The sequence below is a fragment of the Paenibacillus sabuli genome (genome assembly GCF_014705605.1).
GTDB lineage: Bacteria > Bacillota > Bacilli > Paenibacillales > Paenibacillaceae > Paenibacillus_D > Paenibacillus_D sabuli.
Genome location: NZ_JACXIZ010000012.1, coordinates 204,946 through 228,701, shown reverse-complemented (window position 1 = coordinate 228,701; position 23,756 = coordinate 204,946). Strand labels below are relative to the sequence as shown.

Annotated in this window: 17 protein-coding genes; 15 read left to right on the top strand and 2 right to left on the bottom strand. The window is 59.0% G+C overall.

All coding sequences use genetic code 11. The features are described 5' to 3' along the window. The first annotated feature begins 112 nt into the window (after positions 1–112). The 13 genes from IDH44_RS06750 (at position 113) to IDH44_RS06690 (ending at position 18,191) form a co-directional block, all read left to right on the top strand. Positions 113–544, top strand: coding sequence for a DUF6157 family protein (locus tag IDH44_RS06750; RefSeq protein WP_317890129.1), 432 nt, complete (start codon positions 113–115; stop codon positions 542–544). Between the two features lie 279 nt (positions 545–823). Next, complete coding sequence (locus IDH44_RS06745) at positions 824–1,795, top strand: DUF6612 family protein (protein WP_190915952.1); 972 nt, start codon at positions 824–826, stop codon at positions 1,793–1,795. Positions 1,796–2,239: 444 nt separating this feature from the next. Beyond that, positions 2,240–4,393 (top strand): helix-turn-helix domain-containing protein, encoded by a 2,154-nt coding sequence (locus IDH44_RS06740; protein WP_190915950.1) that lies wholly within the window; start codon positions 2,240–2,242, stop codon positions 4,391–4,393. A 276-nt stretch (positions 4,394–4,669) separates the two neighbouring features. Further along, entirely contained in the window at positions 4,670–5,587 is a 918-nt protein-coding gene (locus IDH44_RS06735) for an ABC transporter permease (protein ID WP_190915948.1), read from the top strand. A gap of 26 nt (positions 5,588–5,613) precedes the next feature. After that, on the top strand, positions 5,614–6,492 hold the full coding sequence (locus tag IDH44_RS06730) for a carbohydrate ABC transporter permease (protein ID WP_190915946.1): 879 nt from the start codon (positions 5,614–5,616) through the stop codon (positions 6,490–6,492). Between the two features lie 99 nt (positions 6,493–6,591). Further along, positions 6,592–8,166, top strand: a complete 1,575-nt coding sequence (locus tag IDH44_RS06725) for an extracellular solute-binding protein (protein WP_190915944.1) — start codon at positions 6,592–6,594, stop codon at positions 8,164–8,166. A gap of 145 nt (positions 8,167–8,311) precedes the next feature. Beyond that, positions 8,312–10,615 carry a polysaccharide lyase 8 family protein gene (locus IDH44_RS06720; protein ID WP_190915942.1) on the top strand — a complete coding sequence of 768 codons (2,304 nt, stop codon included), beginning with the start codon at positions 8,312–8,314 and terminating at the stop codon, positions 10,613–10,615. A 23-nt stretch (positions 10,616–10,638) separates the two neighbouring features. Next, positions 10,639–13,722: a sugar-binding protein gene (locus IDH44_RS06715; RefSeq protein WP_190915940.1), complete on the top strand. Its 3,084-nt coding sequence runs from the start codon at positions 10,639–10,641 to the stop codon at positions 13,720–13,722. A 476-nt stretch (positions 13,723–14,198) separates the two neighbouring features. After that, the gene (locus IDH44_RS06710) at positions 14,199–14,576 is read left to right on the top strand and encodes a hypothetical protein (RefSeq protein ID WP_190915937.1); all 378 of its coding nucleotides are present in this window, start codon (positions 14,199–14,201) and stop codon (positions 14,574–14,576) included. Beyond that, entirely contained in the window at positions 14,573–15,262 is a 690-nt protein-coding gene (locus tag IDH44_RS06705) for a PspA/IM30 family protein (protein WP_190915935.1), read from the top strand. The genes IDH44_RS06710 and IDH44_RS06705 overlap by 4 nt, the downstream gene beginning before the upstream one ends. 42 nt (positions 15,263–15,304) lie before the next feature. Next, positions 15,305–16,336 carry a TFIIB-type zinc ribbon-containing protein gene (locus tag IDH44_RS06700; protein ID WP_190915933.1) on the top strand — a complete coding sequence of 344 codons (1,032 nt, stop codon included), beginning with the start codon at positions 15,305–15,307 and terminating at the stop codon, positions 16,334–16,336. Then, positions 16,333–17,154, top strand: coding sequence for a TPM domain-containing protein (locus IDH44_RS06695; RefSeq protein WP_190915931.1), 822 nt, complete (start codon positions 16,333–16,335; stop codon positions 17,152–17,154). Before IDH44_RS06700 ends, IDH44_RS06695 begins: the two co-directional genes overlap by 4 nt. Positions 17,155–17,189: 35 nt before the next feature. Further along, positions 17,190–18,191, top strand: a complete 1,002-nt coding sequence (locus IDH44_RS06690; RefSeq protein WP_190915929.1) for an SPFH domain-containing protein — start codon at positions 17,190–17,192, stop codon at positions 18,189–18,191. Between the two features lie 134 nt (positions 18,192–18,325). Here the strand turns inward: IDH44_RS06690 and IDH44_RS06685 are convergent, their stop codons facing one another. Continuing rightward, entirely contained in the window at positions 18,326–19,528 is a 1,203-nt protein-coding gene (locus IDH44_RS06685) for an Rpn family recombination-promoting nuclease/putative transposase (protein ID WP_190915927.1), read from the bottom strand. 185 nt (positions 19,529–19,713) lie between these two features. Here IDH44_RS06685 and IDH44_RS06680 point away from each other — a divergent pair, with 185 nt between their 5' ends. After that, complete coding sequence (locus IDH44_RS06680; protein ID WP_190915925.1) at positions 19,714–20,190, top strand: RNA polymerase sigma factor; 477 nt, start codon at positions 19,714–19,716, stop codon at positions 20,188–20,190. A 2-nt stretch (positions 20,191–20,192) separates the two neighbouring features. After that, positions 20,193–20,900 (top strand): hypothetical protein, encoded by a 708-nt coding sequence (locus tag IDH44_RS06675; RefSeq protein ID WP_190915923.1) that lies wholly within the window; start codon positions 20,193–20,195, stop codon positions 20,898–20,900. Positions 20,901–21,308: 408 nt separating this feature from the next. Here the strand turns inward: IDH44_RS06675 and IDH44_RS06670 are convergent, their stop codons facing one another. Next, a complete protein-coding gene (locus IDH44_RS06670; protein WP_190915921.1) occupies positions 21,309–23,615 on the bottom strand; it encodes a carbohydrate-binding domain-containing protein in 2,307 nt (768 codons plus the stop codon). Positions 23,616–23,756: the final 141 nt, after the last annotated feature.

Sequence of the window (23,756 nt, the reverse complement as noted above, 5' to 3'; positions counted from 1 at the left end):
ACTTGTCTAAATTTCGCGGAACGAAACTTGCTCGGACAAAAACCCGTCCTCGCCGTTTCGCCTTGTGATACAATGGAGGCAAAAAGCTCATCAATTTGAAGGAGAGCGACCAGTGGCCAAACATACGACCAATTATTACAATACCTTCATCATGGTGGCGGAGGATTGTTCGGCGATCGCAGCGGAGATTCCGGCGGCCAAGGGGGATAAGGTCACGGCAGCCGTCAGGCAATATCAACTCATCGCCGAGCATCCTTACCGCTACACGTCGGATGACGTGCTATTCCAGGTGCATGCCGAGCGCCATGAATTTCCGGCGCAGGAGTGGGGGGCGGCGCGCGAGCAGTATTTCGCCAAGGGCCAGGCTTGCTTCCGCGCCTCGCCCCTGGGCAAGCGCTACGGTTGGGGCATCCATGCCGACGAAGAAGGAAGGCTTGCCCTGTACGGCGTAGAGACGATGGACTATGACCGGCTGGCCAGTGACCCTGAGCTAAAGGTCCTTCGGGCCATGCGATCCAAAAGGAAAGCGGCCTCCTCCGACTGAAAAAAGCTGTTCCGATTGGTCAAACGCAACCCTCAGCCCGTGCGGGCCGGGGGTTTTGCCGGTTTTATTGCAAGCATCGCCGCCAGAGGACGGGGCCGGCCGTTTCGCCTTGGCGCGGTGACGCTGTCCGGGTTTTAGGCCCGAGGGATCGGGGTAAGCATTCTATGGCGACAGGGCCTTCTTTATCTTCGGGACGGGATGATGAGTCGGAGGACGCTACTTGCAACGGTTCCCTTATGGTAGACTTGGCACTGCAAAAGCGAATAGGAGTGATAGAGAATGGGTAAGGGAAACGGGCGTTGGCGTGAAGGACTGCTGGGCATTGCAATGGCGCTGCTGCTGCTGCTGGTGCTGGCTGCTTGCGGCGGCGGCAACGAGGAAGCGAACAACGCAGGCACTGATGCAAACACGGCTGCGCAAGCACCGGCCGCCGGAACGGAGCAAACCGGCGAGGAGCCGGCAGGCGAGACCGGGGGAGCGGAAGCGAACCAGGGCGCAGACGATGAGGCAGCTGGGCCTGCGGCCGAGGGCGGCAGCGAAATCTCCAGCAGCGACAAGGAGCTGTTCGTCAAAATTGTCGGCGACGCCGCCGAGCTGACCAGCTACAAAGTCAACATGACGTCCGAGCAGGATATGGAGATCGGCGGGACGCCGCAGTCCAGCACCTCGCAAATTGAGATGACGGCGGTCTTGCAGCCGAGCTTCACCTTTCACCAAATGACGACGATGGATGCGGGCATGGGCGAGCAGACCGTAGAGTCGTATATGCTGGAAGACGGATTGTATATGAAAGACCCGACGCAAGGAAAGTGGATGAAGTATCCGACCAACATGTCGGAGCAGTTGATGAATGCTGCCGGCGGCGGCGGGGGGATGAATCCGACCGAGGTGCTCGAGCAAATGAGCAATTATGCGGATGAGCTGTCGATTGAGGAAGAAGGCGATACGTACGTCATCGTCCTGAGCGCCAAGGATACGGATCTGAGCCAGATGCTGGGCGGAGGCGAAGCGGCAGGAGGCTCGATGAATATTCAGGACCTGCAGTATGAATTGGTGGTTGACAAGAAGACCCACTACCCGCTGCAAATGGACATCACGATGGCGATGACCATGGGCGAAGGAGAGAATCAGACCAAGACGACATCCAAGACGAGCGCCGTTTATTCCGAGCACAATGCCATTACCGGGCTCGACGTGCCGGCCGAGGTGCGCGAAGCAGAGACGATGACGATGCCCGGAACGGGGCAATAAGCGCACACGATCGTTTTCAATAGTATAGCATTATGCCCAAGAGCCTTCGCGGCCATGCATCGAGCCGGCGTAAAGGCTCTTGTTTCATTTTGGGCGGAGTTTTTCGTCTATCTTTCTCTTCGGAGGTCGCTGCAAGCTAATGATTATTGTGTGTTACACGCATTCCATGCTAGGGTAGAGACGATAAGGCGCCCCGGGCAGGGAGTCAAGGCAAATCGCGAGGCATTTGGAAACGCTTACGAAGTCGCCAGTAAAAACTGGCATGCTATAATGCGAACAGCGAAAGTATCAGTTGAGGATGTGGTGATCATCAGAGTTGGAGGTTATTTACGGCGATTAATCGGGTTCATGCTGTTGCTCAGCATGCTTCCGGTAGCGATACTCGGCATCTTTTCTTATATAAAGTCCTCATCCGATATTCAAGACAAGGTCAACGAAGGCAATATGATGCGACTGAAGCAGACGCAGATGACGGTGGAGCAAGCGCTGAAGACGGTCGAAAATGCGGCCGTCCGCTTTGCCTATTCCCCGCTCGTTAATGCGACGATCGAGGCGCGTCTGACGCCGCATGACTTCGCAATTGTGGATGATCTGATGAATGAGCTCGCAACCTTGTCCGGCGTGCAGCTCGAGTCCTTCGATCCGATTCTGCTCAGTCTGCGTGGCGATTGGGCCGTCAGCAACGACGGGCTTGGGGCGATTGCCGGACAGGTCGGGGACGCCGAGCTGCAGCATTATCTGGCGCAGCGGGAGCAGTCCTTCTGGGTCAGCGAGGCCGATGCGCCGTTTCGCGGCAGCGAGCCGGGCTACATCAACCTGGTCGTCAAGGTACCGCTCAATTACGGCGAGCCTTCCGGGCTGCTGATCATCCGCACCACGGCCAGGGACATTAGCCGGCAGATCTATACGGATCAGCGCGCGGGAAGCGTGGTGGTGCTCGACGACCATGAGCGTGTGCTCGCGGCGGATTCGGATCTGACTGTAGGCGAGGATATGGCCCCGGCGCCGTTCATGACAGCGATTCTGGAACAGAGCGCCTCCTCCGGATATATGGAAGGGGATGTGACCGGCGAGCGTTCCGGCATCAGCTATATTCGCTCCGCCTACAACGGCTGGTCATACTTGTCGGTCGTCTCACTCAAGGACGTGACCGCGGAATCCCGCGTCATCGGCTGGGTGACGCTGATGATGTGCGCCGCGACGCTGCTGTTGACCTCGCTGCTTTCGTTTTTCGGGTCGTTCCGCATGTACCGTCCGGTGCGCAGCCTGTACGATCTGTCTGCCCGCATTACGGGCGTCGCCGAGCCGCGCGGGCATGACAGCGACGAATTTCGCATTATTGGCGAGCGTATTCGCAATCTGGACACGAATCGGAGCCGGCTGACCGCGCAGCTCGACCAGCAGGTCGAACAGCTCAACGAATTTTTTGTGGTCAAGCTGCTGCGCGGCGAGATTCCACCGAAGGAAATCGACGAGCGACTGCGGCTGTTCGGGTACTCCGACGTGTGGACGGAGAAGTGTGTGCTGGCGCTCCAGATCGATACGCTGGAAGGCACCAGATATGAGGAGAAGGATCGGGATCTCATGCTGTTCGCCATAAAAAATATCGTTCATGAGCTGTCGCCGCCGGATCGGCTGCACACCTGCATCGTCACCGGACAGAGCGCAGTTGTCGTCTGGGGCGGGAATTGCGGGTCGGCGCAAGCGTATATGAAGGATGTGTACATGCGCGCAGAACGCATTCAAAAGGAGATCAAGCATTACCTGGAGCTAAAGGTCAGCATCGGGATCAGCAATGTCTGCGCATCGTATCAGCAGCTGCCGCAGGCCTACCGGGAAAGTGTCGAAGCGTTGAAATACCGTGTGAAGCTCGGCCACGAGTCGATTCTATTCATTGCGGATATGGCCAGCGGAGGCGGCCAGCCGTCCGCCTACCCCGAGCAATTGGAGAGCCGGCTCATAGATGCGGTGAAGGAGACGAACGCCGAGCAGGCTGCAGCTCTGCTGGAGGAATGGGTCGAGGATGTATTCAGAAGCGAGATGCGCTTCGATGAGTATCAGTTGTCCATGGTCCGCTTGCTGACGCAGATCATGCGCATCGTCAACGATTCGGGCGAACCGATCCGGTGGATGGAACTGGAGAACAGATCAGTAATCGACCACTTGTTCGAGCTGAATACGAAGCAGGACATCCGGGACTGGTTCCGGGAGAGCGTCATCGGGCCGGCCATCCGGCTGCTCGACGAGCGCAGAGGCGAGAAGTACAAGTCGATCTCGGCAGAGGTCATGCGCATCATCCATGAGGAGTACGATACGGATCTGACGCTGGAGGATTGCGCCGCCCGGCTGCACTATCATCCGAGCTACATCTGGCGCATCTTGCGCAAGGAAGAGGGGATCAGCTTCAGCGAATATCTGGCCCAGCACCGCCTCAAGGTGGCGAAGCATTGGCTGGAGGAGACCGAGATGACCATCACGGAAATCGCCGAACGGCTGCGCTACACCAATGCGCAGAACTTCATCCGCTACTTCAAAAAAATCGAGGGTGTGTCCCCCGGCAAATATCGAAAGCAGATTCACGATTCCAATGTCTCCTGACACCGCGGGGGACATTCTTTCTTCAGCGGGGCACCGTTCGTATAATCAGGGGCTTGCATCGCGCGCGCTCCTTGTCTGGATCCGGATTATTGCAAGGGCTGCAGACCCGAAAAACGCCAGTGTACCGGGCATCTTGAAGGCGGGGAGATGATTATATACGGTAACCGGGCCTGGTGGTACATTGGGAGCAACCGAAAGAGAAGGAGGCTCCTGCAGACCGACATGAAACCACTTGTTCCGAGCCCGGACACACCCAATGCCCCGCGTCCAAGACAAATGGAAAACAAGCGCAATCGGATGCTTCGGAAGGTCTTGAAAGATCGATGGCTCTATATCCTGTTGCTTCCCGGCCTGCTGTATTTTGTCGTCTTTAAATATTTTCCCATGTGGGGCATTGTAATTGCCTTTCAGGATTACAACCCGTTCCTAGGGTTCGTGGACAGTCCGTGGGTCGGCTGGACGCACTTCGAGCGTTTGTTCCGCGATCCGGATTTCTTCATGCTGCTGCGCAACACCGCTTTGATCGGACTATACAAGCTTGTCTTTTTCTTTCCCGCACCGATCATCATCGCGTTGATGCTCAATGAGATCCGCAAGCAAGTATTCAAGCGCTTCGTGCAGACGATGGTGTACATCCCCCACTTCATGTCCTGGGTCGTCGTCGTCGCCATCACGTATGTGCTGTTTACGACCGAAGGCGGCGTCATCAACGAGTGGATTAAAGCGATCGGCGGGGAGAAGATCAATTTCCTCATCAGCTCCGAATGGTTCCGCACGATGTTCATCGGGCAGATCATATGGAAGGAAACCGGCTGGGGCACGATCCTGTTCCTCGCCGCGCTGGCCGGTGTCGATACGGAGCAATACGAGGCCGCGACGATCGACGGCGCTAATCGCTGGCAGCAGACCTGGCATATTACATTCCCTGCGATCCGCAGCACCATTATTATTTTGCTGATTCTGCGACTGGGCGATTTCCTGGATACGGGCTTCGAGCATGTCTTCCTCTTGCTCAATCCGATGAACCGCGAGGTCGGCGAGGTGTTTGACACCTATGTCTATGCGGTCGGGCTGGCCCAGGGCCAATACAGCTACAGTACAGCGGTCGGATTGTTCAAGTCGGTGATCGGGCTCGCACTCGTGCTGCTTGCCAATCATGCCGCCAAGCGGGCGGGCCAGGAAAGCCTTTATTAGTCTCGAAGGAAGGAGGAGTGTCATTCATGTGGAGGAAGCGATCCATCGGCAGCATGGCGTTCGATGGCTTCAATTACACGTTTCTGACGATTTTTGCCCTGATTACGGTGCTGCCGTTCATTCACATCGTGGCCGTGTCGCTGTCGTCGTCGCAGGCATACGGCGCCAAGGAGTTCATCCTCTGGCCCCACGGCTTTACACTTGATGCGTACGATTACTTGTTTTCTACAGATACGCTTACGAGAAGCTTGCTGGTCACCGTATTCATTACTGTGGCGGGTACGCTCGTCAATCTGCTCTTTACGCTGACCATGGCCTACAGTCTGGCGAAAAAGGAGCTGCTCGGCAGACGCTCCATTATGCTGCTCGTTATTTTCTCGATGCTGTTCAGCGGGGGCATGATCCCGACCTATCTGGTCGTCAAGGAGCTGCATTTGCTGGACACCTACTGGGCGTTGATTTTGCCCGGCGCAATCAGCGCCTTCAATATGATTATCATCAAAAACTTCTTTCAACAGCTGCCCCCGGGCCTGGAGGAGTCGGCCAAGATCGACGGGGCCAGCGACATCGCCGTACTGGTGCGGATTGTCATTCCGTTGTCCATGCCCGTCATCGCCACATTTACGCTCTTCTATGCGGTCGGCCATTGGAACACGTTCTTTAACGCCATTATTTATCTCAACGATGCGGATAAGCGGCCGATTCAGGTGCTGTTGCGCCAGATCGTCATCCTGTCCGAGCAGCTAGGAAGCGGGGGCGAGTACGATGCTTCCGCGCTCGTCAGCCTGTCCCAATCGATCAAGATGGCTGTCATCGTTGCAGCGACACTTCCGATTTTGATGGTGTATCCGTTCCTGCAGAAGTATTTTGTAAAAGGCATTCTGCTGGGATCGATAAAAGGTTAAAGCAGCATTCGCGGCATGATCTGCCCGGCAGGACCAGCTTCGGACCTGCCGGGCGGTTGGCAAAATAGATCCACACACATAAAGGGAGGATGAACAAACATGTCGTCAAAAAGATTTAAAAAACTGCTGTTCCCGGTCTTGGCGCTGCTGATTACGCTGAGCCTGCTGGCCGGCTGTGCGGGTCAGAATGAAGAGGAGCCGCCAGCGCCGTCCGAGCCTGCGGCAAGCGAGGGCGCAGCGAACGGAGCAACAGCAGATACGCCTGCTGAACCGGCCGCAGAAGAGCCGTTCCCCATTTCGATGATGATCCTGACCAATAACCCGGAGACGCCGGAGAAGGACAACGCGATTCAGAAAGCGATTGAGGCGCACACGAATACGAAGCTAAATATTACGTGGGTGCCTTCGGATACGTATGACGAGAAAACGAATCTGATGATGGCCTCCGGCGAAATGCCGATGCTGATGTACGTGAAGAGTATGAAGTCATCGAGTATTTTGAATGCGGTCAAGGCAGGCGCGTTCTGGGAGATCGGGCCGCATTTGGCGAATTATCCGAACCTGAGTCAGGCCAGCGAGGGCATTCTGTACAATGCCAGCATCGACGGCAAAGTCTATGCGGTCTACAAGCATTCGGCGCCAGCGCAGGTCGGTGTCACCTATCGCAAAGACTGGCTGGATCAACTCGGGTTAACCGAGCCGACGACGCCGGATGAATATTACGACATGATGAAAGCGTTTAAAGAGCAGGATCCGGATCAAGACGGACAAGACAACACGTACGGCATGATCTACTGGAAAGAAGATTTTCTTGCGATGTTCCGTATCGCCGCGAACTGGTTCGGCAGCCCGAACATTTGGGGCGAGGACGAAAACGGCAATCTCGAGCCCGACTTCGTGACTGAAGCGTACATGGCAGCCCTGAATTTCATGAAAAAGCTGTACGACGAGCAGTTGATGAACCAGGACTTCGCGGTCGTCGCGGGCTCCAAAGCGAATGAAATGTATCTGGCAGGAGAAGGGGGATCGATGTTCAGCTCGCTGAACAATCCACCGGCGTGGGAGGCGGCCGGCAAGACGGAAGAAGGCGCGGTGCTCGACGTATTCAGTACGCTGGATGCCGGACACGGCGCGCGGGCGCGTGCAGGCACGGGCTACCTCGGCGTCTATATGATTCCGAAGAAATCCGTTCCGGAAGAAGCGGATTTCAAGCGGGTGATGAAGTTCCTGGATCAGTTGAACGATAAAGAAGTGCAGGATTTGCTGGAGTACGGAGTCGAGGGTACGCATTACAACATAGAAGACGGCAAGGCCATCATCGGGGACCGGGAAATGCTGCAAAAAGACTTGCTGGATTACAAGCAGTTGCAGTTGAAGGTGGTCTCCAATCTGACACCTGAAGGCGGACTCCCTCCGCTGCGCGAGAAAGTTGAAGCCTTGAAGCTATCCAATGAGGAAGTCGCGGTGTACAATCTGGCACAGCCGTTCGACTCCGATACGTACACGCGACAAGGTCAGCAGCTCGACAATATGCGCTACGATATGATGGTCAAGTACATCATGGGACATATCGATGCGGCGGGCTACCAGGCCGAGGTCGAGAAGTGGATGAACGCCGGCGGCAGCAAGGTGATCGAGGAACTGAACGCGCAGTACCAACAGGCGAAGTCCTGATTGCGCGTGCGCGGAGCTGCTCATTTCGACTTGTCGGGCTGCTCCGGACCACCCGCATCGGCACAAGCCATTGAGAGGAGTGCAAGCAGGATGACGAGCAACCGGGCGACCTTTTGCAAAGGGGCAGAATTTGGAACGGGTTGACATGTTTGACCGTCTCTTCGAACGTTGGAGGTCCGGATTGGTCGGCGGCTCGGGCATTGCCCTTGAGTCGTCCGACCCGGGCTGGCGCGTCAAGATCGATCGCGTGACGCAGACTGCTCGCGGCTACGCGCGCATGATCGATCCCAGTGGCGAGGAGGCGCTATGGCCGGATGTTCCGAAGCTCGGCCATGCGGGAGATTTACGTGAGAATTACCTTCGTCTGCTCGACATGGCGACTGCGTTGGCGACGCCCGGCTCCGCCCTATACGAGGATGCGGCAATGGCGCGGTCGATCGTCCAGGGCTTGGCATGGATGTACGAACGGCGTTACAACGAGCATGTGCGGGTGTACGGCAATTGGTGGCATTGGGAAATCGGCGCGCCGCTGCAGCTGCTGAACACGCTTTGTGTGATGCGGGGGCAGCTCGATGCCGCCGCGCTAGCTGCCTATGTGCGCGTATTGGACCGCTTCGTGCCGAATCCGGAGATGATGCGTCACTCGGTGCTGGCGGAGCCTTATCCGTCTACCGGTGCGAACCGGGTATGGAAGAGCCGGGCGTTTCTCCTCCTTTCCTTGCTCAAGCAAGACGCAGACGGGATCCGGGCGGCATCCGCCGCGTTGGCCCCGGTATTCGAGCTCGCGGACGCGGGCGACGGCTTCTACGCGGATGGCTCCTTCATCCAGCACAAAAAATTCGCGTACACCGGCGGGTATGGAAAGTCGCTGCTGAAGGAACTGGCGGAATTAGCCTACATGCTGCATGGCTCGCCGTGGGCGCTGCCCTCCGATCAAGTAAGTGTCATGGTCGGGTGGGTGAGGCACTCCTTCGAGCCGTTCCTGTATCGCGGTCAGATGATGGACCTGGTCAGGGGCAGGGAAATCTCGCGGCGTTACCCCGACAGCCACAGCGCCGGGCACGCCATGATCGGCGCAGCGCTGCAGCTGGCGGAAGTCGCGTCGCCGGGTGAAGCGGGATGGTTGAAGGGCAAGGCGAAGCAGTGGATGCAGCAAAATACGTATCGCAGTTATATGGAAGAAGCGTCCTTGCCGATGGCGGTCCTGGCGCGGCCAGTACTGCAAGACGACACGGTGCAGGGAGGCGAGGAAGCGGCGATTTGCAGGGTGTTTCCGCGAATGGACCGGGCGATGGCGCGCGGGACGGGCTATGCCGTTGGCATCAGCATGTTCTCGGAGAGAACGGGCAGCTATGAATCGATCAATGGGGAGAATAGGCAGGGCTGGTACACCGCGCATGGCATGATCTCGCTCTACAATGCCGACCTTGCCCACTATAGCGACGGCTTCTGGCCGACCGTCGATCCGTATCGCCTGCCGGGCACGACAGTCAGCAGCGTCCCCCGGGAGATCGGATTCGGGCTGGGAAGGAGGGAGGCCGGTGCCTTCGTCGGCGGTGTGGAATGCGGCGGCAAGTACGGTCTGGTCGGGATGGAACTGGTGGAACCGGGCGAATTCCGCGCGCGGAAATCATGGTTGCTGTGCGGGGATGTGGTGATGGCTCTGGGTACCGTGCTGGAAGGGGCGCAGGTGCCGGAAGTGGAGACAATCGTCGAGAATCGAATGCTGAGCCGTGATGGAAGCAACACACTGCTAATCGAAGCGGATGGCGCTTGCCGGGCGTTCACTGAGGCAGGGGTTGCAAAAACGGTGTCTCCGCGTTGGATGCATCTGTCGGGCACTGTTCCCGGCGCCGAGATCGGCTACGTCTTTCCCCGCCCGAAGCCGCTGCGACTCCTCCGGGAGGCGCGGAGGATGAGCTCGCATGAGATGGAGGAAAGGGAGGGGGCAGCGCAGCTGACGCGCGATTACATGACCGCATGGTTCGAGCACGATGCTCGCGCAGGCTCCGACCATTACGCGTACGTGCTGCTGCCGGGCCGATCCCCGGAAGAAGTAGCGGCGTATGCCGCCGATCCGGGTATGGCAATCGTGACGTGTACAAGCGATCGGCACGCAATTGAGGACCGGGAGAGTGGGTTGTTCGCCGTTCATTTCTGGGAAGACGGCATGAAGTCGGCCGGGCCCGTGAGCTGCAACAAGCGTGCTTCAATCGTGGTGCAAGAGCGAGCGGACCAGGTGGAGATGTGGATAGCCGATCCTGCGCAGGCCGACGAAGGGAGCATGGCAATCACGCTGCACCTGGCTGTGGAAGGTGTGGAATGCTGTGATGATCGGATTGCCGTCCAGCGCCTGCATCCGTCCGTCGCGATGTCGGTCAATCGAGGAGGTGCGAAGGGGAGTACCCTACGGATCGTGTTCCGCAAGTCTAAGCATAACGATTCATAATCCAGGATTGGGGGAAGATCGATATGTTCAAAAGAAATTTGAAAGCGATTTCTATTTTGTTAGTATTGTGCATGACGGTGGCCTTGTTCGCATCCGCAGGGGTGTCGGGGCCGATCGCGCATGCAGAGTTCAACCAGACGCTGTTTTTCGACGACTTTGAGGATGGGACCGCCGACGGGTGGAATCTCGCTTCCGGCTTCGGGGTATACGACGAGGGCGGCAACGACGCGCTCCGCTATACCTATAATGCGGGGAGCTCGACGCGGAAGTATGCAACTGCGGGCAGTGCGAGCTGGACGCAGTATGCGGTGGAAATGAAGGTCAAAAGTGCTGCGGACAGCAACAATATCGGGGTGTACGCGAGATATTCGGGCGAGAACAACAACTACCTGCTGCGGCTCGATACGGATACCGACACGGTCTCGCTGGTCAGCAAGGTAAGCGGCAATGCGACCCTGCTCGACTCGGCGCCAATCGTGCTCGATCTCAACACGTATTATACGCTGCGACTTGAGGTGAACGACGATCAGATCAGCGGCTCGGTAGACGGGGTGCCGCTGGTAACGGCGACGGATTCTTCCCATGTGTCGGGCAAGATCGCAGTCGGCGGGTACAGCAAGTCCAGCTACAGCATCGACGATGTCACCGTGACGGATCTGCGCGTGCCGACGCGGCTGGAAGTCCTGCCGGAGAGCGCGGTCCTGCTGGAGAATGAGGTGCGCCAGCTGACGGGTACGGTATTCGATCAGGGCGATCTGGCGATGGACGACGTCTCGGTCCTGTGGAGCAGCGATGATGCGGCTGTCGCATCCGTGAACGCAGATGGGTACGTGACGGGCGAGGGTGCCGGCTCCACGGTCATTCGGGCGGTCTACGCCAGTCTGACGGACAGCGCAGCCATTACCGTGGAGGAGCTCACGACGGAAGCGCCGCTCGAAATCAAGCGTACGCTGCAGCCGCTTGTGGTAGACGGCGCGCTGGATGAGAGCGTGTGGAGCCTGGATCGCACGGCCCGCAAGCCCGTCCTCGGCGTCAACGGGAACACGGTCAATTTCGGCACGCTGTGGGATGACGACTACTTGTACGTCGGCGTCGAGGTCTACGACGATCAGCTGTGGAACGATTCGACGGACGCCTATGACGACGATTCGGTGGAGGTCTTCATCGATGCCGACCACAATCACGGCTCGACCTACGATGTGCATGACTGGCACTTCCGCAAAGGATACAATGATTCCTCGCTCTACGAGCGCCTGAACGAGCGTGCCGGCGTGAAGCATGCCGCGGCGGCGATCCCGGGCGGATACGCCGTCGAGCTGGCCATTCCATGGATAAATCTAGGGTTGGAAGCCGCGCCGGGGCTGGACTTCGGCTTTGACCTGGCGGTCAACGACGATGATGACGGAGGCGCGCGCGAGGGCCAGCTCGTATGGAACGGCATTGCAGATAATTATCAAAATACGGTGGCATTCGGCGATGCGCAGTTATTGGCCGACACGGTAGGAACCGCGCCGCCGACGCCGACGCCGTCGCCGGTCGATCGCTACGTGACGCCGCAGGGCGCCGGTGCGATGGACGGCACGAGCTGGGCCAACGCGTTCGCCGGCGACCAGGTCGGAGGCATGCAGGCGGCGTGGGACGCGACGGGCGACGGCAATACGCTGCATGTCGGCAGCGGGACATATACGGTACCGCAGACGCTGGAGCTGACGCGGGGTGGCACGGACCACGAGAATTGGAAGCGGCTCGTCGGCATCGATACGGGCGCGGGCATGCCGGTGTTCCGCGGCGACTGGGAGCTGTCGGATCAGGTGCAGCGCAGCTTCATCGAGGTCCCGCTGGGCATCAGCTATTGGCAGATCCAGGACATCGTCATCGAGAACTATAACTACGGCATCTACGCGAACGGGCAGCATGCAGGCATTCGGATCCTCGACGTCGATATGCACAACATGAGCGACGGGGTGTACCTGTGGGGAAGAGCGACCCGCTCCAATCCGGCAGCAGGCTCCCACGACATCGTCATCAAGGGCGGCCACTATACAAACTATACGAAGAGTGCCGTGCGTTTCCGCAACGGCAACTACAACGCCAGCGTGATCGGCGTTACAGCCGATGCGGGCGGCGAGGCCAACTATGCGCCGGGCAACTTCCCGATGGGCTTTCGGATCGGCAACTCACCGGAATCGGAATACATTTTTGATCACGACATCGTCTTCCAGGATGTCGTCAGCCGCAATAGCTGGCATGAGAACGGCACCGGATACTGGAACGGGGACGGCTACGCGGCCGAGCGGCAGACGTACAACCTGACCTATGTGCGCAGCAAGGCGTTCGATAGCACCGACGGCGGCTGGGACGACAAGTCCAGGAACCCGGTGTTCATTGAGACGATCGCCTTTGGCAACAAGCGCAATTACCGGATATGGTCAGCGGAAAAGGCGGTATTCCTGCGGGCAATCGGCGCTTACTCGCACCACCGCGGCGGCAACGGCGACGCCCCGGGGCTGTGGGTCGGAAGCGGTGTCGGCAAGGCGGAGCTGTATTATAGCACGCTCTACAATAACGCGCAGACCGAGATCTCGCTTGAAGGCGCGTCCAATCAGGTGGACCTCTACGACTCGATCGTCGGCGACAGCAGCGGCGGCGCTCTGTATGCTCTCAATGGCGGGCAGCTCACCGCCACGCGTACGGAGGAATACAGTGCAGGTGTGCAGGGCACGGACCCGCAGCTGGTGAACGGTGCCAATTCGGACTGGGAAGGCGGCAGCAACGACTTCAACAGCCAACTGTACGGTGCTTCGAAGGGCTACCACGATCCGGGGCCGAGCACGACGCCGTACACGGTGCAGATCAGTGTCTCCTGCTTGACCTTGGATACGGGCGATGAAGCATCCCTAAGCGCACAAGTACTCGACGCCTCCAATCAACCGGTTGCTGATCCGGAGACTATCGTCTGGTACAGCGATGACGCGTATCTGGCGCGTCTGCTGCAATCGCGCGGTGCGGATGCAGTCGTAGAAGGCATGAACGCGGGTGCGACGGAGCTTGTGGCGATGTACAAAGGAGCCGAAGCACGAGTGAACGTCACCGTGACGGACATGTAGCGCCGGCAAGAAAACGGTAATCACTGGAGGAGCCGGATGCGTTTTACCCGCACGTCCGGATCTGTGAGAGGCCTATGCGTATCCGCATAGGCCTCCTCGATGTGTTTCAATATGAGACGAATTTCCGTGCCGCCCGGTCATCATGGCGGAGTGCCTGCGGACGCGCAATACAAGCGGCGGCGGTCATGATTGGCTCGCTGAAAGGCTGATCCGGACGCGAGAATACACCCGCGCGGAACGAAAGTACTCATTTTCCTGCTTGCTAGACACAAGGAACCTTCATGCCGCTTCATTCATCGGCATGAAGGTTCTTTTGCGCATGAATCGAAAATGCGGATGTGACGGACCCGGCAAGCATGATAAAATAACAGCATCGGGCCGACGGGCAAGACGGCCCCGAGGCGGCGGGCTTGGAACGCGTCGCGTTCTGCTGCGTAATGGTAGTAACATCCCTGGAAGCCGGGGTTGACACGACGATGAACAAAGCGACCCTGATGCATGACGATACGATGCCGGCTTATCCCAAGGCCGAGGCCCAGGCCGCACGCTACTGGGCGGACCTGCTGCAGCACTTGCAGGGCCGCAGTTACGCCTCGCGGCTGCAGGCGGATATCCGGGCACGGCGCATGCCCGCTCGGACTCGGGCGGCTGGCGTCGGTCGCGCGGCCGGTCCGCAGCTCGGCCGATCTGCGGCGGCTGGGCCGCCCCGGCGCACAGCGGGCCATGTGGGAGCACTATTGCTCCGGTGTGGAGGCGCTGGCCGGGCTGCCGCACGAGCTCGGGTTTTTGCGGCAGGCGGCGCATTATATCGTGTACCGGACGACATCATTGACGAAGGAGGTGGCGTGCGATGAGCATGCTGACGCGATTCAAGGCGGTCATGCTGAGCAATTGGAATGCGCTCGTGGACAGGGCTGACGATCCGGAGAAGATGGCGCGCTCGTACCTGAAAGGGCTGCAGGCCGATCTGGGCCGCGTCAAGGCGGAGACGGCGACGCTGCAGATGCAGGAGCAGCGGGCCAGACGCGCGCTCGCGGAATGCGACGAGGAGTCGGCGAAGCTGCAGCGCTACGCCGAGACATGCGTGCGCGAGGGCAAGGAGGCGGAGGCGCTGAAGTTCCTGACGCGCAAGCAAGAGACGGAGCAGCGCTGCGGCGATCTGCAGGCCGCGCTGGACCGGGCAGCGGCCAGCGCGCAGCGCATGCGGCAGATGGAGGACAAGCTGGCCGGCGATGTCCGCCAGCTGGAGGAGCGCCGCGATGCGCTGGCGGGCAAGCAGGATGCCGCCCGCGCGCAGCAGCGCATCCATGCGTCCGGCGGGGCGTCGGGATCGGCGAGCGGTGCGATGGCGGCGTGGGAGGAGCAGGTGAACCGGAACTACGACGAGGCGATGGCGCTGGCGGAGCTGCGCGCGCCGGCCGGCGACGATCTCGACGACGTGTTCGCCGAGTGGGAGCGCGAGCGCGCGGGCCGTGCGTCTGCGGAGCCGGCCGGTCCCGAGGACGAGCTGGCGGCGCTGCGGCGGCGTCTGCGCGACTAGAGCAGCGCTTATCATCATGAGAGAGAAACGAGGTGGCCGACGATGCCGGTGATTGAATACAAGTGTCCGAACTGCGGGAGCGGGATGGCGTTCGACGCCGAGACGGGTGCGCTGTCTTGTCCGAGCTGCGGCCGGGGGGACAACGTGGAGACGCTGCAGGATCCGCTGATGAAGCAGACCTTCACGGGCGACGAGGCGGTCGAGTACCACTGCACGAGCTGCGGCGCGGTCATCCTGAGCGAAGCGGAGACGACGGCGACAGTCTGCAGCTTTTGCGGCTCGGCCGTCGTGCTGGGCGACCGTCTGACCGGCAAGCTGGCTCCGGCGGTGGTCATTCCATTTGCGATCAGCAAGGAGGAGGCGCAGCGCGCCTTCAAGAAGTGGTGTCGGGGCGGGCGCCTCACGCCGGGCGGCTTCATGACCGCGGACCGGATCAAGAGCATTACCGGCATGTACGTGCCGTTCTGGCTCTACGAGCTGGACAACAATATCGAGGTGCGCGGCACGGCGACCAAGGTGCGCACCTACACGCGCGGCGATTACCGATACACCGAGACCCTGTACTACGACGTCTACCGCAAGATTCGCCTGGACTATACCAAGGTGCCGGTCGACGCCTCGGAAAAAATGAACGACGCGCTCATGGATAAGCTGGAGCCGTTCCCGTATCAGCAGCTCAAGAGCTTCAAAACGCCGTATCTGGCGGGCTATGTCGCCGAGAAATACAGCCATGACGAGCAGGAGCTGTTCCCGCGCGTCAAGGCCCGGATCGGCAGCTACATCGAATCCTATATTCGCTCGACGATGCCGGGCTACGCTTCGGTGAGCTATACGCAAAAGGACATCGACACCCGGCTCAAGCACGCCAGCTACGCGCTGCTACCGGTGTGGGTCGTGCACTACGATTATAATCGGCTGCAGTATACGTTCGCGATGAACGGCCAGACCGGCAAGGTGGTCGGCAAGCCGCCGATCAGCAAGGGCAAGGTGGCCGCCTGGTTCGGCGGCGTGGCGGGAATCGCGCTGATCGGCATGAAGTTTTTGTCGCTGGGGATGGGAGGCGGATTCTGGTGAGGAAATGGCCTGCCTTATGGATAGCGGCGCTGCTGCTGCTGACCGCGGTTGCCCTGTGGCCGTATGCGCCGGCCGGCGCACGAGCCGCGGCTTCCGAACAGTCGTCGTCCGAGCAAACGGCGCAAAAGCAGATGATCTTCGACGATGCGGAGCTATTGAGCCGGGCGGACTACGAGGCGCTGAATGCGCTGGCCAATATGTACGCGGCCGAGCGCGAGACGGATATGATCATCTACACGACCCCCAATCCCGAGGGCGCCGACGTCAAGCGAATCACACAGGATTATTATGACGCGCAGGGCTTCGGCTACGACAAATCGCACGGCAACACAGTGCTGCTGACGGTCGATATGAAGGGCAGGGAGATCTATCTGGCCGGGTTCTACAAGGGGGAGACCTACCTGGACGATCGTCGTCTCGACAAAATCCGCGATCGAATGACGCCGGCGATGAGCGAGGGCGACTATGCGGACGCCTTCCGGACGTACCTGGATACGGCCCATCGCTACATGGGCTTCGAGCCGGGCGTCAATCCCGACAACATCGTCTTTCGGCTGTGGTTCCAGCTTGCGGTCGCGGTCGCGCTCGGCGGCGCGGTTGTCGGGCTGATGGCGTATCGCTCCGGCGGGCGCGTCACGGTGACGCCGCAGACGTATCAGAATACCGCCACCTCCGGCGTGCTGGCTCATCATGACCGGTATATTCGCAAGACGACGACCAAGACCCGCATTCCGCGCAATAACAGCGGCGGCTCCGGCGGGGGCGGCGGGGTCACACGAGGCGGGCATTCGCATAGCGGCAGCCGGGGATCATTTTAAACGAAAATCGTCGAACAGAAGGGACGGAATCAGACATGTTTTTCAAAAATCAGTTCGCCAACGTCGTGGAGTGGGAAGAGTTCCGCGAGGATATGATCTTCTGGAAATGGCGCAATCGGGAAATCAAAAAGGGCAGCAAGCTGATCATTCGGCCCGGGCAGGATGCGATCTTCGTGGACAACGGCCGCATCGAAGGGGTATTCAAGGACGAGGGCGAGTACAGCATCGACTCGGAGATCATCCCGTTCCTCTCCACGCTCAAGGGCTTCAAGTTCGGCTTCAACAGCGGCATGCGGGTCGAGGTGCTGTTCGTCAATACGAAGGAATTCACCGTCCGCTGGGGCACGCAAAACCCGGTGCTCATTCCGACGCCGCAGCTGCCTGGCGGCATGCCAATCCGCGCCAACGGCACCTTCAACTTCAAGGTGGCCGACTATGTGACCCTGATCGACAAGATCGCCGGCATGCGCGACAGTTACCTCGTCGAGGATGTGAAGATCCGCATCACGTCGGTGCTCGACCAGCTGCTCATGAAGTGGATCAGCCGCGAAGGCAAAAACATGTTCAACCTGCAGGCCAACGCGCATGAAATCGCGGGCGGCATCCGCGACGATCTGGACATGCAGATTATGGATATCGGCATCTCCATTACTGGCTTCAACGTCATGAGTTTTAACTACCCGCCGGAAATTCAGGCGATGATCAACAAGACCGCCTCGCATGAGATGATCGGCGACCTGTCGAAGTACCAACAGGTGTCTATGACCGACGGAATGACCTCCGGCAAGATGCAGGGCGGGGGAGCAGCCTCGGATATGGCGGGCATGATGATGGGTATGAACATCGCCAAGGAAATGATGGACAACATGGGACAGGGCAAGGTCAACAAGCCGGACGCGCCCAAGGCGCCAACGGCCCCGGCAGCATCGCCGGCCGCTTCGGATGAAGGCGGCGCGAAGCCGAATTTCTGCCCGAATTGCGGCGCCAAAAACGCAGGCGCCAACTTTTGCCCGAATTGCGGCCACAAGCTGGCCTGATTCGGTGGCGCCCCGCGTTCGGGAGCACGGGTTCGCAGCGCGAGCACAGGTCCACAGCGCGTGCCAATAACCTTCAAGCCCTTGCCTGAGGCGGCTTTGCCGCAGGCAGGGCCTGGAGGTTCTTTGCGTTGCGTCTACCTCGCGTCATTCGACAGCTCGTCCTCCGGCAATCCCGTGATACGGGACACCTCTTCCGGGCTCATGCCGCTGCGCAGCATATTTTGGCCTGCTTGCAGCAGCTGGAGCTTCAGTCGCTCTTTTTCCGACTTGAGCTGGGCAGACTCAGACTTGAGCTGGGCAGACTCAGACTTGAGCTGAGCAGACTCAGACTTGAGCTGAGCAGTCTCGGATTGGAGCTTTGTTGTCTCCGTCTTGAGCTGCTTGCTTTCCGTTTCCAGACGCTGCCGGTCCTGTTCCAATTGCAGCCGGTCAGCTTCCCGGGCCGCCTCGTCCATCACTGCCATATGCCACAATTCATACTTTGCCCATACTTTTGGATCGCGGCTTAAACTTTCCCAACGTTCAAACGCCTCGAACAATTCCTCATCCGAGCGCATCGCAATCGCCTCCAATTGTTTAATGAGTCCGTCCTTTACGTCATCGCCTTGGACGGCGGCAAGCAACAGCAGCCAGCGAATTTCGCTGTCCTGCCATGGGTCGGCGTCTCCGGACGTAAAGGCGCGCAACAGCTTCTGCAGCTCGATCACATGGATGTCCAGCATGTCCGTCAGCCGAAATCGCTCTTGATCCTCATACAGTCCAAAACGGGTGTGGTAGCGCCCGGTCTGAGCCAACACATCCTCGTTTGAAATAAGAATGGTAATGGTTGGATTTAGTTTGTCGTAGGACTGCCCCTTCTTGAGCTGCTTGGTATATACCCTGCTCCAGTAGTACACAAGCCGGCTAATGAGATGCGGTTGATTGAGCAGTTGCAGCTCGATGTGTATAAATGTGCCCGAATCGGTCTGCGCGAGCAAATCCAGCAGCGCTTTTTTATCTTCGCTGTATTCGCGTTCCAGCTCCGGATTCAGCAGCTCGACCGAAACGATCGGCGGATGCTGCCGATCCGAAGCCAGCAAGGCGTTCAAAAAGGCAATCAGCACCTTCCTGCCGTCTCCCTGTCCAAACATACGCTTAAATGCAAAGTCTGCTTTTAAGTCGATATAGCGCCGGCTCGTATACGATTCGCCTTGTTCTTTCAGTATAATAGACTGCACAGTTAGCGTCATCTCCTTTTCGCAATGCGAAAATTTGTAAAACTGGACAATACAATTGGCAACGCTCTTTGGATTAAGGGCTTGGGCGAGTGGCCGAGCTTGCTTGACAAAGGGGGCCAATCCGGGGGAGGACTGCTCGGCATCCCTGTTTCAGGCAACTAAGTCATTTTACGAATTAGGAACGTATGTTCCTGTATCTCATTATACCGATTTTTGAAGCGTATTGCCAAAAAAACGAAAAGATTTCGCAGTCGTGAAAAAATGGACGGGCTTCAGTTGTATATAGAGGGAAGGGGGAATGAGCGGTGCGCGATTCATTCGAGCTCAATGAATCCGTTCGCCAAGCAGTGGTCGCCTACTCGGACGCCCTGATCCGAGTTGCCTTTGCTTATCTCAAAAACGTGGCCGACGCCGAAGAGATTGCGCAGGATGTTTTTCTGGCGTATCTTCAGTCCGCCCCTTCCTTTGAGAGCGGCGGGCACGAGAAGGCCTGGCTGATTCGAACGGCCATCAACAAGAGCAAAAACAAGCTGAAATCGGGATGGTTCCGCAGTCGGAACCCGCTGCCCGACAACTTGTCCGATCTCCCGCAGCAAGACAGGACCGTACTGCAGGCGGTGCTGTCCCTGGACCGGAAGTACCGGATTCCAATTCATCTGCATTATTACGAGGGCTATGCGCTGGAAGAAATTGCGGAGATGCTCCAGACCAAGCCGGCGACGGTTGGCACCTGGCTGGCGCGCGGGCGCAAGCTGCTCAAAGGCATTCTGGGAGGGGAGTAGGCATGGAGAAGCAAAAGCACGAGTACAAAGCCGCGATGTCCAGACTGAAGCGAAGCGAGGACTTCGAACAGCGCACGATTGAAAGGCTGGCGCAGGCACAGCGTCAGCAGTATCCGAGGCAGCAGCATCAAATGACACACGTGAATCAACCTATAGGAGGAACCGATATGCATTCTGAGAAAAAAGCAAGCCGTAATAAAGCCGTCGCATGGATTTCCGGCGTCGCCGCTTGCGGCGTCCTCGCCGTTGGCATCTACGCCATCAACGACGGAGGCGCGCCTGGCACCCCGGCACCGGATCCCGGTGCGACGGGGGGCGGCAACAGTCCCGGCATTGTGCAGAACGAGCCGAACACGCCAGACACATCGAACACACCCAACACGTCGAATACGCCTAATACGTCGAACACACCCAACACGCCGAATACGCCGCCGGCGACCTCTGCGCGGCATCTGGTCAACATCGACGGCTTCATCGACGAGGTCGCCGAGGATGGAAGCAGCTTCCGGATCGGCGAGCTGTGGGTGCAGGTGACCGAAGAGACCGAATACGGCATCAGCGGTCCGAATGCGCTCCCGATGTCGGAGCAGCTCGTCAGCGAACAATTCGAGGTCGGCAACGTCGTCTCCGGCTTCACGACTGACGAGGTAAGCAGCGGCAGCGTCACGGCGCAGAACATTTACAACAATTTCAAGCCGCCGGCGGAATAGCGACTACAATACAACGAGAGCTCCAAGCACGAAAAGGGCTACGACGCATTTGGCGCCGTAGCCCTTTTTATAGAGCGTATTTGTGGTGGCCGATAACCTGTCTAAATGTTATCGTCGGAACGAAGGTGTCATGCGACCCACACGACCTGCCCCCGCAAGCAGACCGCCCATGAGCGGATTCGCGAGGCCAGAGCAAGCTGGCTGGGCAAGCCGGCTGTAGTGGACATGGGAGACGCTTAGCGGGGATTATTGGCCGTGTAGGTGGTGGAAATGACCGCTAAGCGTCGCTAGTATCCGTTAGAGTCGTAAACACGTCAAAATGATGCGCTAAGCGTCGGTGGTGACCGTTACAGCGGTTCGCCCGTTCCGCACGTGCTGATTCGGTCACTTGAGGTCAACTGGTCACAGTCACTGCAGCTCGGGCAGCTCCAGCAGCGGGGCCAGCATGGACGCCAGCTCGGCGCGGGTCAGGTCCCTTCCGCCGCTCGAAGCGTCTTGCTCGCCGCTCGCATCATCGGCTGCAGAAGTCTGCCCGATCAGCTCGGCATAGCGGGTGAGGATCAGCGTCATATCCGCACGACTGATCGTCTGTTCCGGCATGAACGCTCCCGCGCCATCGCCGATCACGAGGCCGCTGTCGGCGGCCCAACCGACGTAGCCGCTGTACCAGGAGCTGCTGGCGACATCGTCGAAGCGGTCGGTATCCGTCTGCTCGACCCCGAGCAAGCGGCCCAGTACGGTGATCGCTGTGGCCCGGGTAACCGACGCTTGCGGAGAGAAGCGATCCGCAGATGTACCGATCATGACGCCGGCTTCATACAATTCCTCGACGGCCGTATAGTAAGGAGCGTCAGCGCGCACATCTGTGAAGGGCAGTCCACCAATTGTAAATAACCACTCTGATACGCCGGTGTATGTCTCGTTGCCGGCGGCGACCGCGATCGTCAGCCGGTACGTGCCGTCGGCGGTCGGCAGCGCCTCCTCCAGCGCGTCTGCTCCGTCGGAGAGCAGCCAGGTAACCGCATAGTCTTCGGAAGGCACATCGGTGATGGTAAGCTGCACCGCGTCCTCCGATACATCAGCGCTAGCGGCGATGTCGTCCAGCACGATCGCATCGCCGCTAGCGACGCTGGCGATGCCTTCGCCACCGTTGACGGTGAATGTCACGGCAGTCTTGCCTGTGCCGTCCGAGGCTTCGGCGACACCGGAGAAGCTGTGCACGTCATTGGTCAGCACGAAGGCTGTACTTGGCTCGCCCGTCTCTTCATCGTTCACGCCCTGCGAGCCTGGGAACTGCATGCCCTCCGGTGCTTCCATCCCATCCGGGAGCTGCGGCATTTCGCCATCCTCAGGAGGCGTCCAGCCTTCCGGAGGCTCAGGCATTTCGCCCGCGGCCGGGGGCTCGAAGCCCTCAGGAGGCGTCCAGCCTTCCGGCGGTTCGCCGCCCATCCCTCCGGGTCCGCCGAAGCCGCCGCCCATCATCATGCCGAAGGAATTGCCGGTATATTGCTGTTGCACGCCGTCGATGAAGACGTGGTATTCGGTGTTCATTGCCAGTTCCGAGGAAGAGAAGGTCAAGCTTTGGAACGCCTTGTCCGCCGTATGCTCCAGCAGGACAGCGCCGTTCGTGTCCTCGATCGTAATCGTGCTGCCCGCCGCTTGGGTTGCCGCGAAGGACAATTCAATGAAGGGCTGTTTGGAATCGTCGCTCGTGGCGTCGTTGCGAGTGCCCAGAGCGATGACTTCGCCGCCGTTGATTGTAATCGCGCTGTCGGCGTCGATGCCGCCGTCGGGACTGCGCTCATTGGCCATCGTCACGATTCGGCCGCCATTGATGGTCAGGTAGCCGTTGGAATCGATACCGTCGCCCTCGGCGCCCAGTCCGGCATTCACATACAGTTCTCCGCCGTTCATCGTAGTGACCGAGATGCCGTCTTCATTGGTATTGATGCCGTCATCTTGTGCTTCGATGGCAATATGGCCGCCGTTAATCGTCAGATGCAGTTCGGAGTCGAGCCCCTCATTGGCAGCGATAATCTGCAGTTCTCCGGTGCCTTCTGCTTCACCAGAAATTTGCATCGACATCTTGGAATAGAAGGCCCCGTCGTATTTGTGCAGCTTTTTCGTCGTACCCGGATCGTAGATACGCGCCACGTAGGCTCCGTCGACACGGTTAACCGACCCGTCGGCGAGTACGACCTGAGCGCCCGCATCGGAGAGATCGGTCACGCCGCCGGTGTCCTCGTCATCTTCATACGGCTCGTACACATTGTAGAAAATAACGCCTGGCGCCACGGTGGACGTAATGTCGACGCCGTCGAGGATCAGTGTCACCACGGCGGAAGGGTCGCTCTGCGCATCCTCGCCCAGATCAACTGCCAGCTGGCCAGCCAAGAGTGTGCCGCTCACTCGATATGTGCCGGGCTCGGTAATCGTCACGACGGTGTGGGCAGCGGCCTCCTCGGCGTCATGAGCATCGGCTGCCGAGCCCTCGCCATAATCATCGCCTTGATTGCTTTCATAATAGACGATATCCGCGCCTACATAGACGGCACTGCCGGGGTCGTCAGAGGCAGCCGCGCCGTCGACGAGCGTGCCGTTGTCTGCGAGCTCGATCGAGATCGCTTTCCCAGAAGCGTCATCCGCCGAAGCAGGCAGGCCGAAGGCTAGCGCCAAGGCAAGACTCATCGTAGCGGCGATCGGTTTTTTGAACATCTGCGTCACTTCCTTATATTAAGATAGGGTGTTGTTGTTTCGATTTTCATTGTAGGCGTCTAACCTTAAATCAATCTTAAGCTATTGTTTCAAATGTATTCTCAAGCGCTGGATAATCATGTATCATTTGAAATACATGCG

Coding starts and splice junctions, on each gene's coding strand:
- IDH44_RS06675 (WP_190915923.1), top strand. CDS start 20,193: ATGGAGAAGCAAAAGCACGAGTACAAAGCCGCGATGTCCAGACTGAAG.
- IDH44_RS06715 (WP_190915940.1), top strand. CDS start 10,639: ATGTTCAAAAGAAATTTGAAAGCGATTTCTATTTTGTTAGTATTGTGC.
- IDH44_RS06670 (WP_190915921.1), bottom strand. CDS start 23,615: ATGTTCAAAAAACCGATCGCCGCTACGATGAGTCTTGCCTTGGCGCTA.
- IDH44_RS06705 (WP_190915935.1), top strand. CDS start 14,573: ATGAGCATGCTGACGCGATTCAAGGCGGTCATGCTGAGCAATTGGAAT.
- IDH44_RS06745 (WP_190915952.1), top strand. CDS start 824: ATGGGTAAGGGAAACGGGCGTTGGCGTGAAGGACTGCTGGGCATTGCA.
- IDH44_RS06725 (WP_190915944.1), top strand. CDS start 6,592: ATGTCGTCAAAAAGATTTAAAAAACTGCTGTTCCCGGTCTTGGCGCTG.
- IDH44_RS06730 (WP_190915946.1), top strand. CDS start 5,614: ATGTGGAGGAAGCGATCCATCGGCAGCATGGCGTTCGATGGCTTCAAT.
- IDH44_RS06720 (WP_190915942.1), top strand. CDS start 8,312: ATGTTTGACCGTCTCTTCGAACGTTGGAGGTCCGGATTGGTCGGCGGC.
- IDH44_RS06740 (WP_190915950.1), top strand. CDS start 2,240: ATGATGCGACTGAAGCAGACGCAGATGACGGTGGAGCAAGCGCTGAAG.
- IDH44_RS06710 (WP_190915937.1), top strand. CDS start 14,199: ATGAACAAAGCGACCCTGATGCATGACGATACGATGCCGGCTTATCCC.
- IDH44_RS06690 (WP_190915929.1), top strand. CDS start 17,190: ATGTTTTTCAAAAATCAGTTCGCCAACGTCGTGGAGTGGGAAGAGTTC.
- IDH44_RS06700 (WP_190915933.1), top strand. CDS start 15,305: ATGCCGGTGATTGAATACAAGTGTCCGAACTGCGGGAGCGGGATGGCG.
- IDH44_RS06735 (WP_190915948.1), top strand. CDS start 4,670: ATGGAAAACAAGCGCAATCGGATGCTTCGGAAGGTCTTGAAAGATCGA.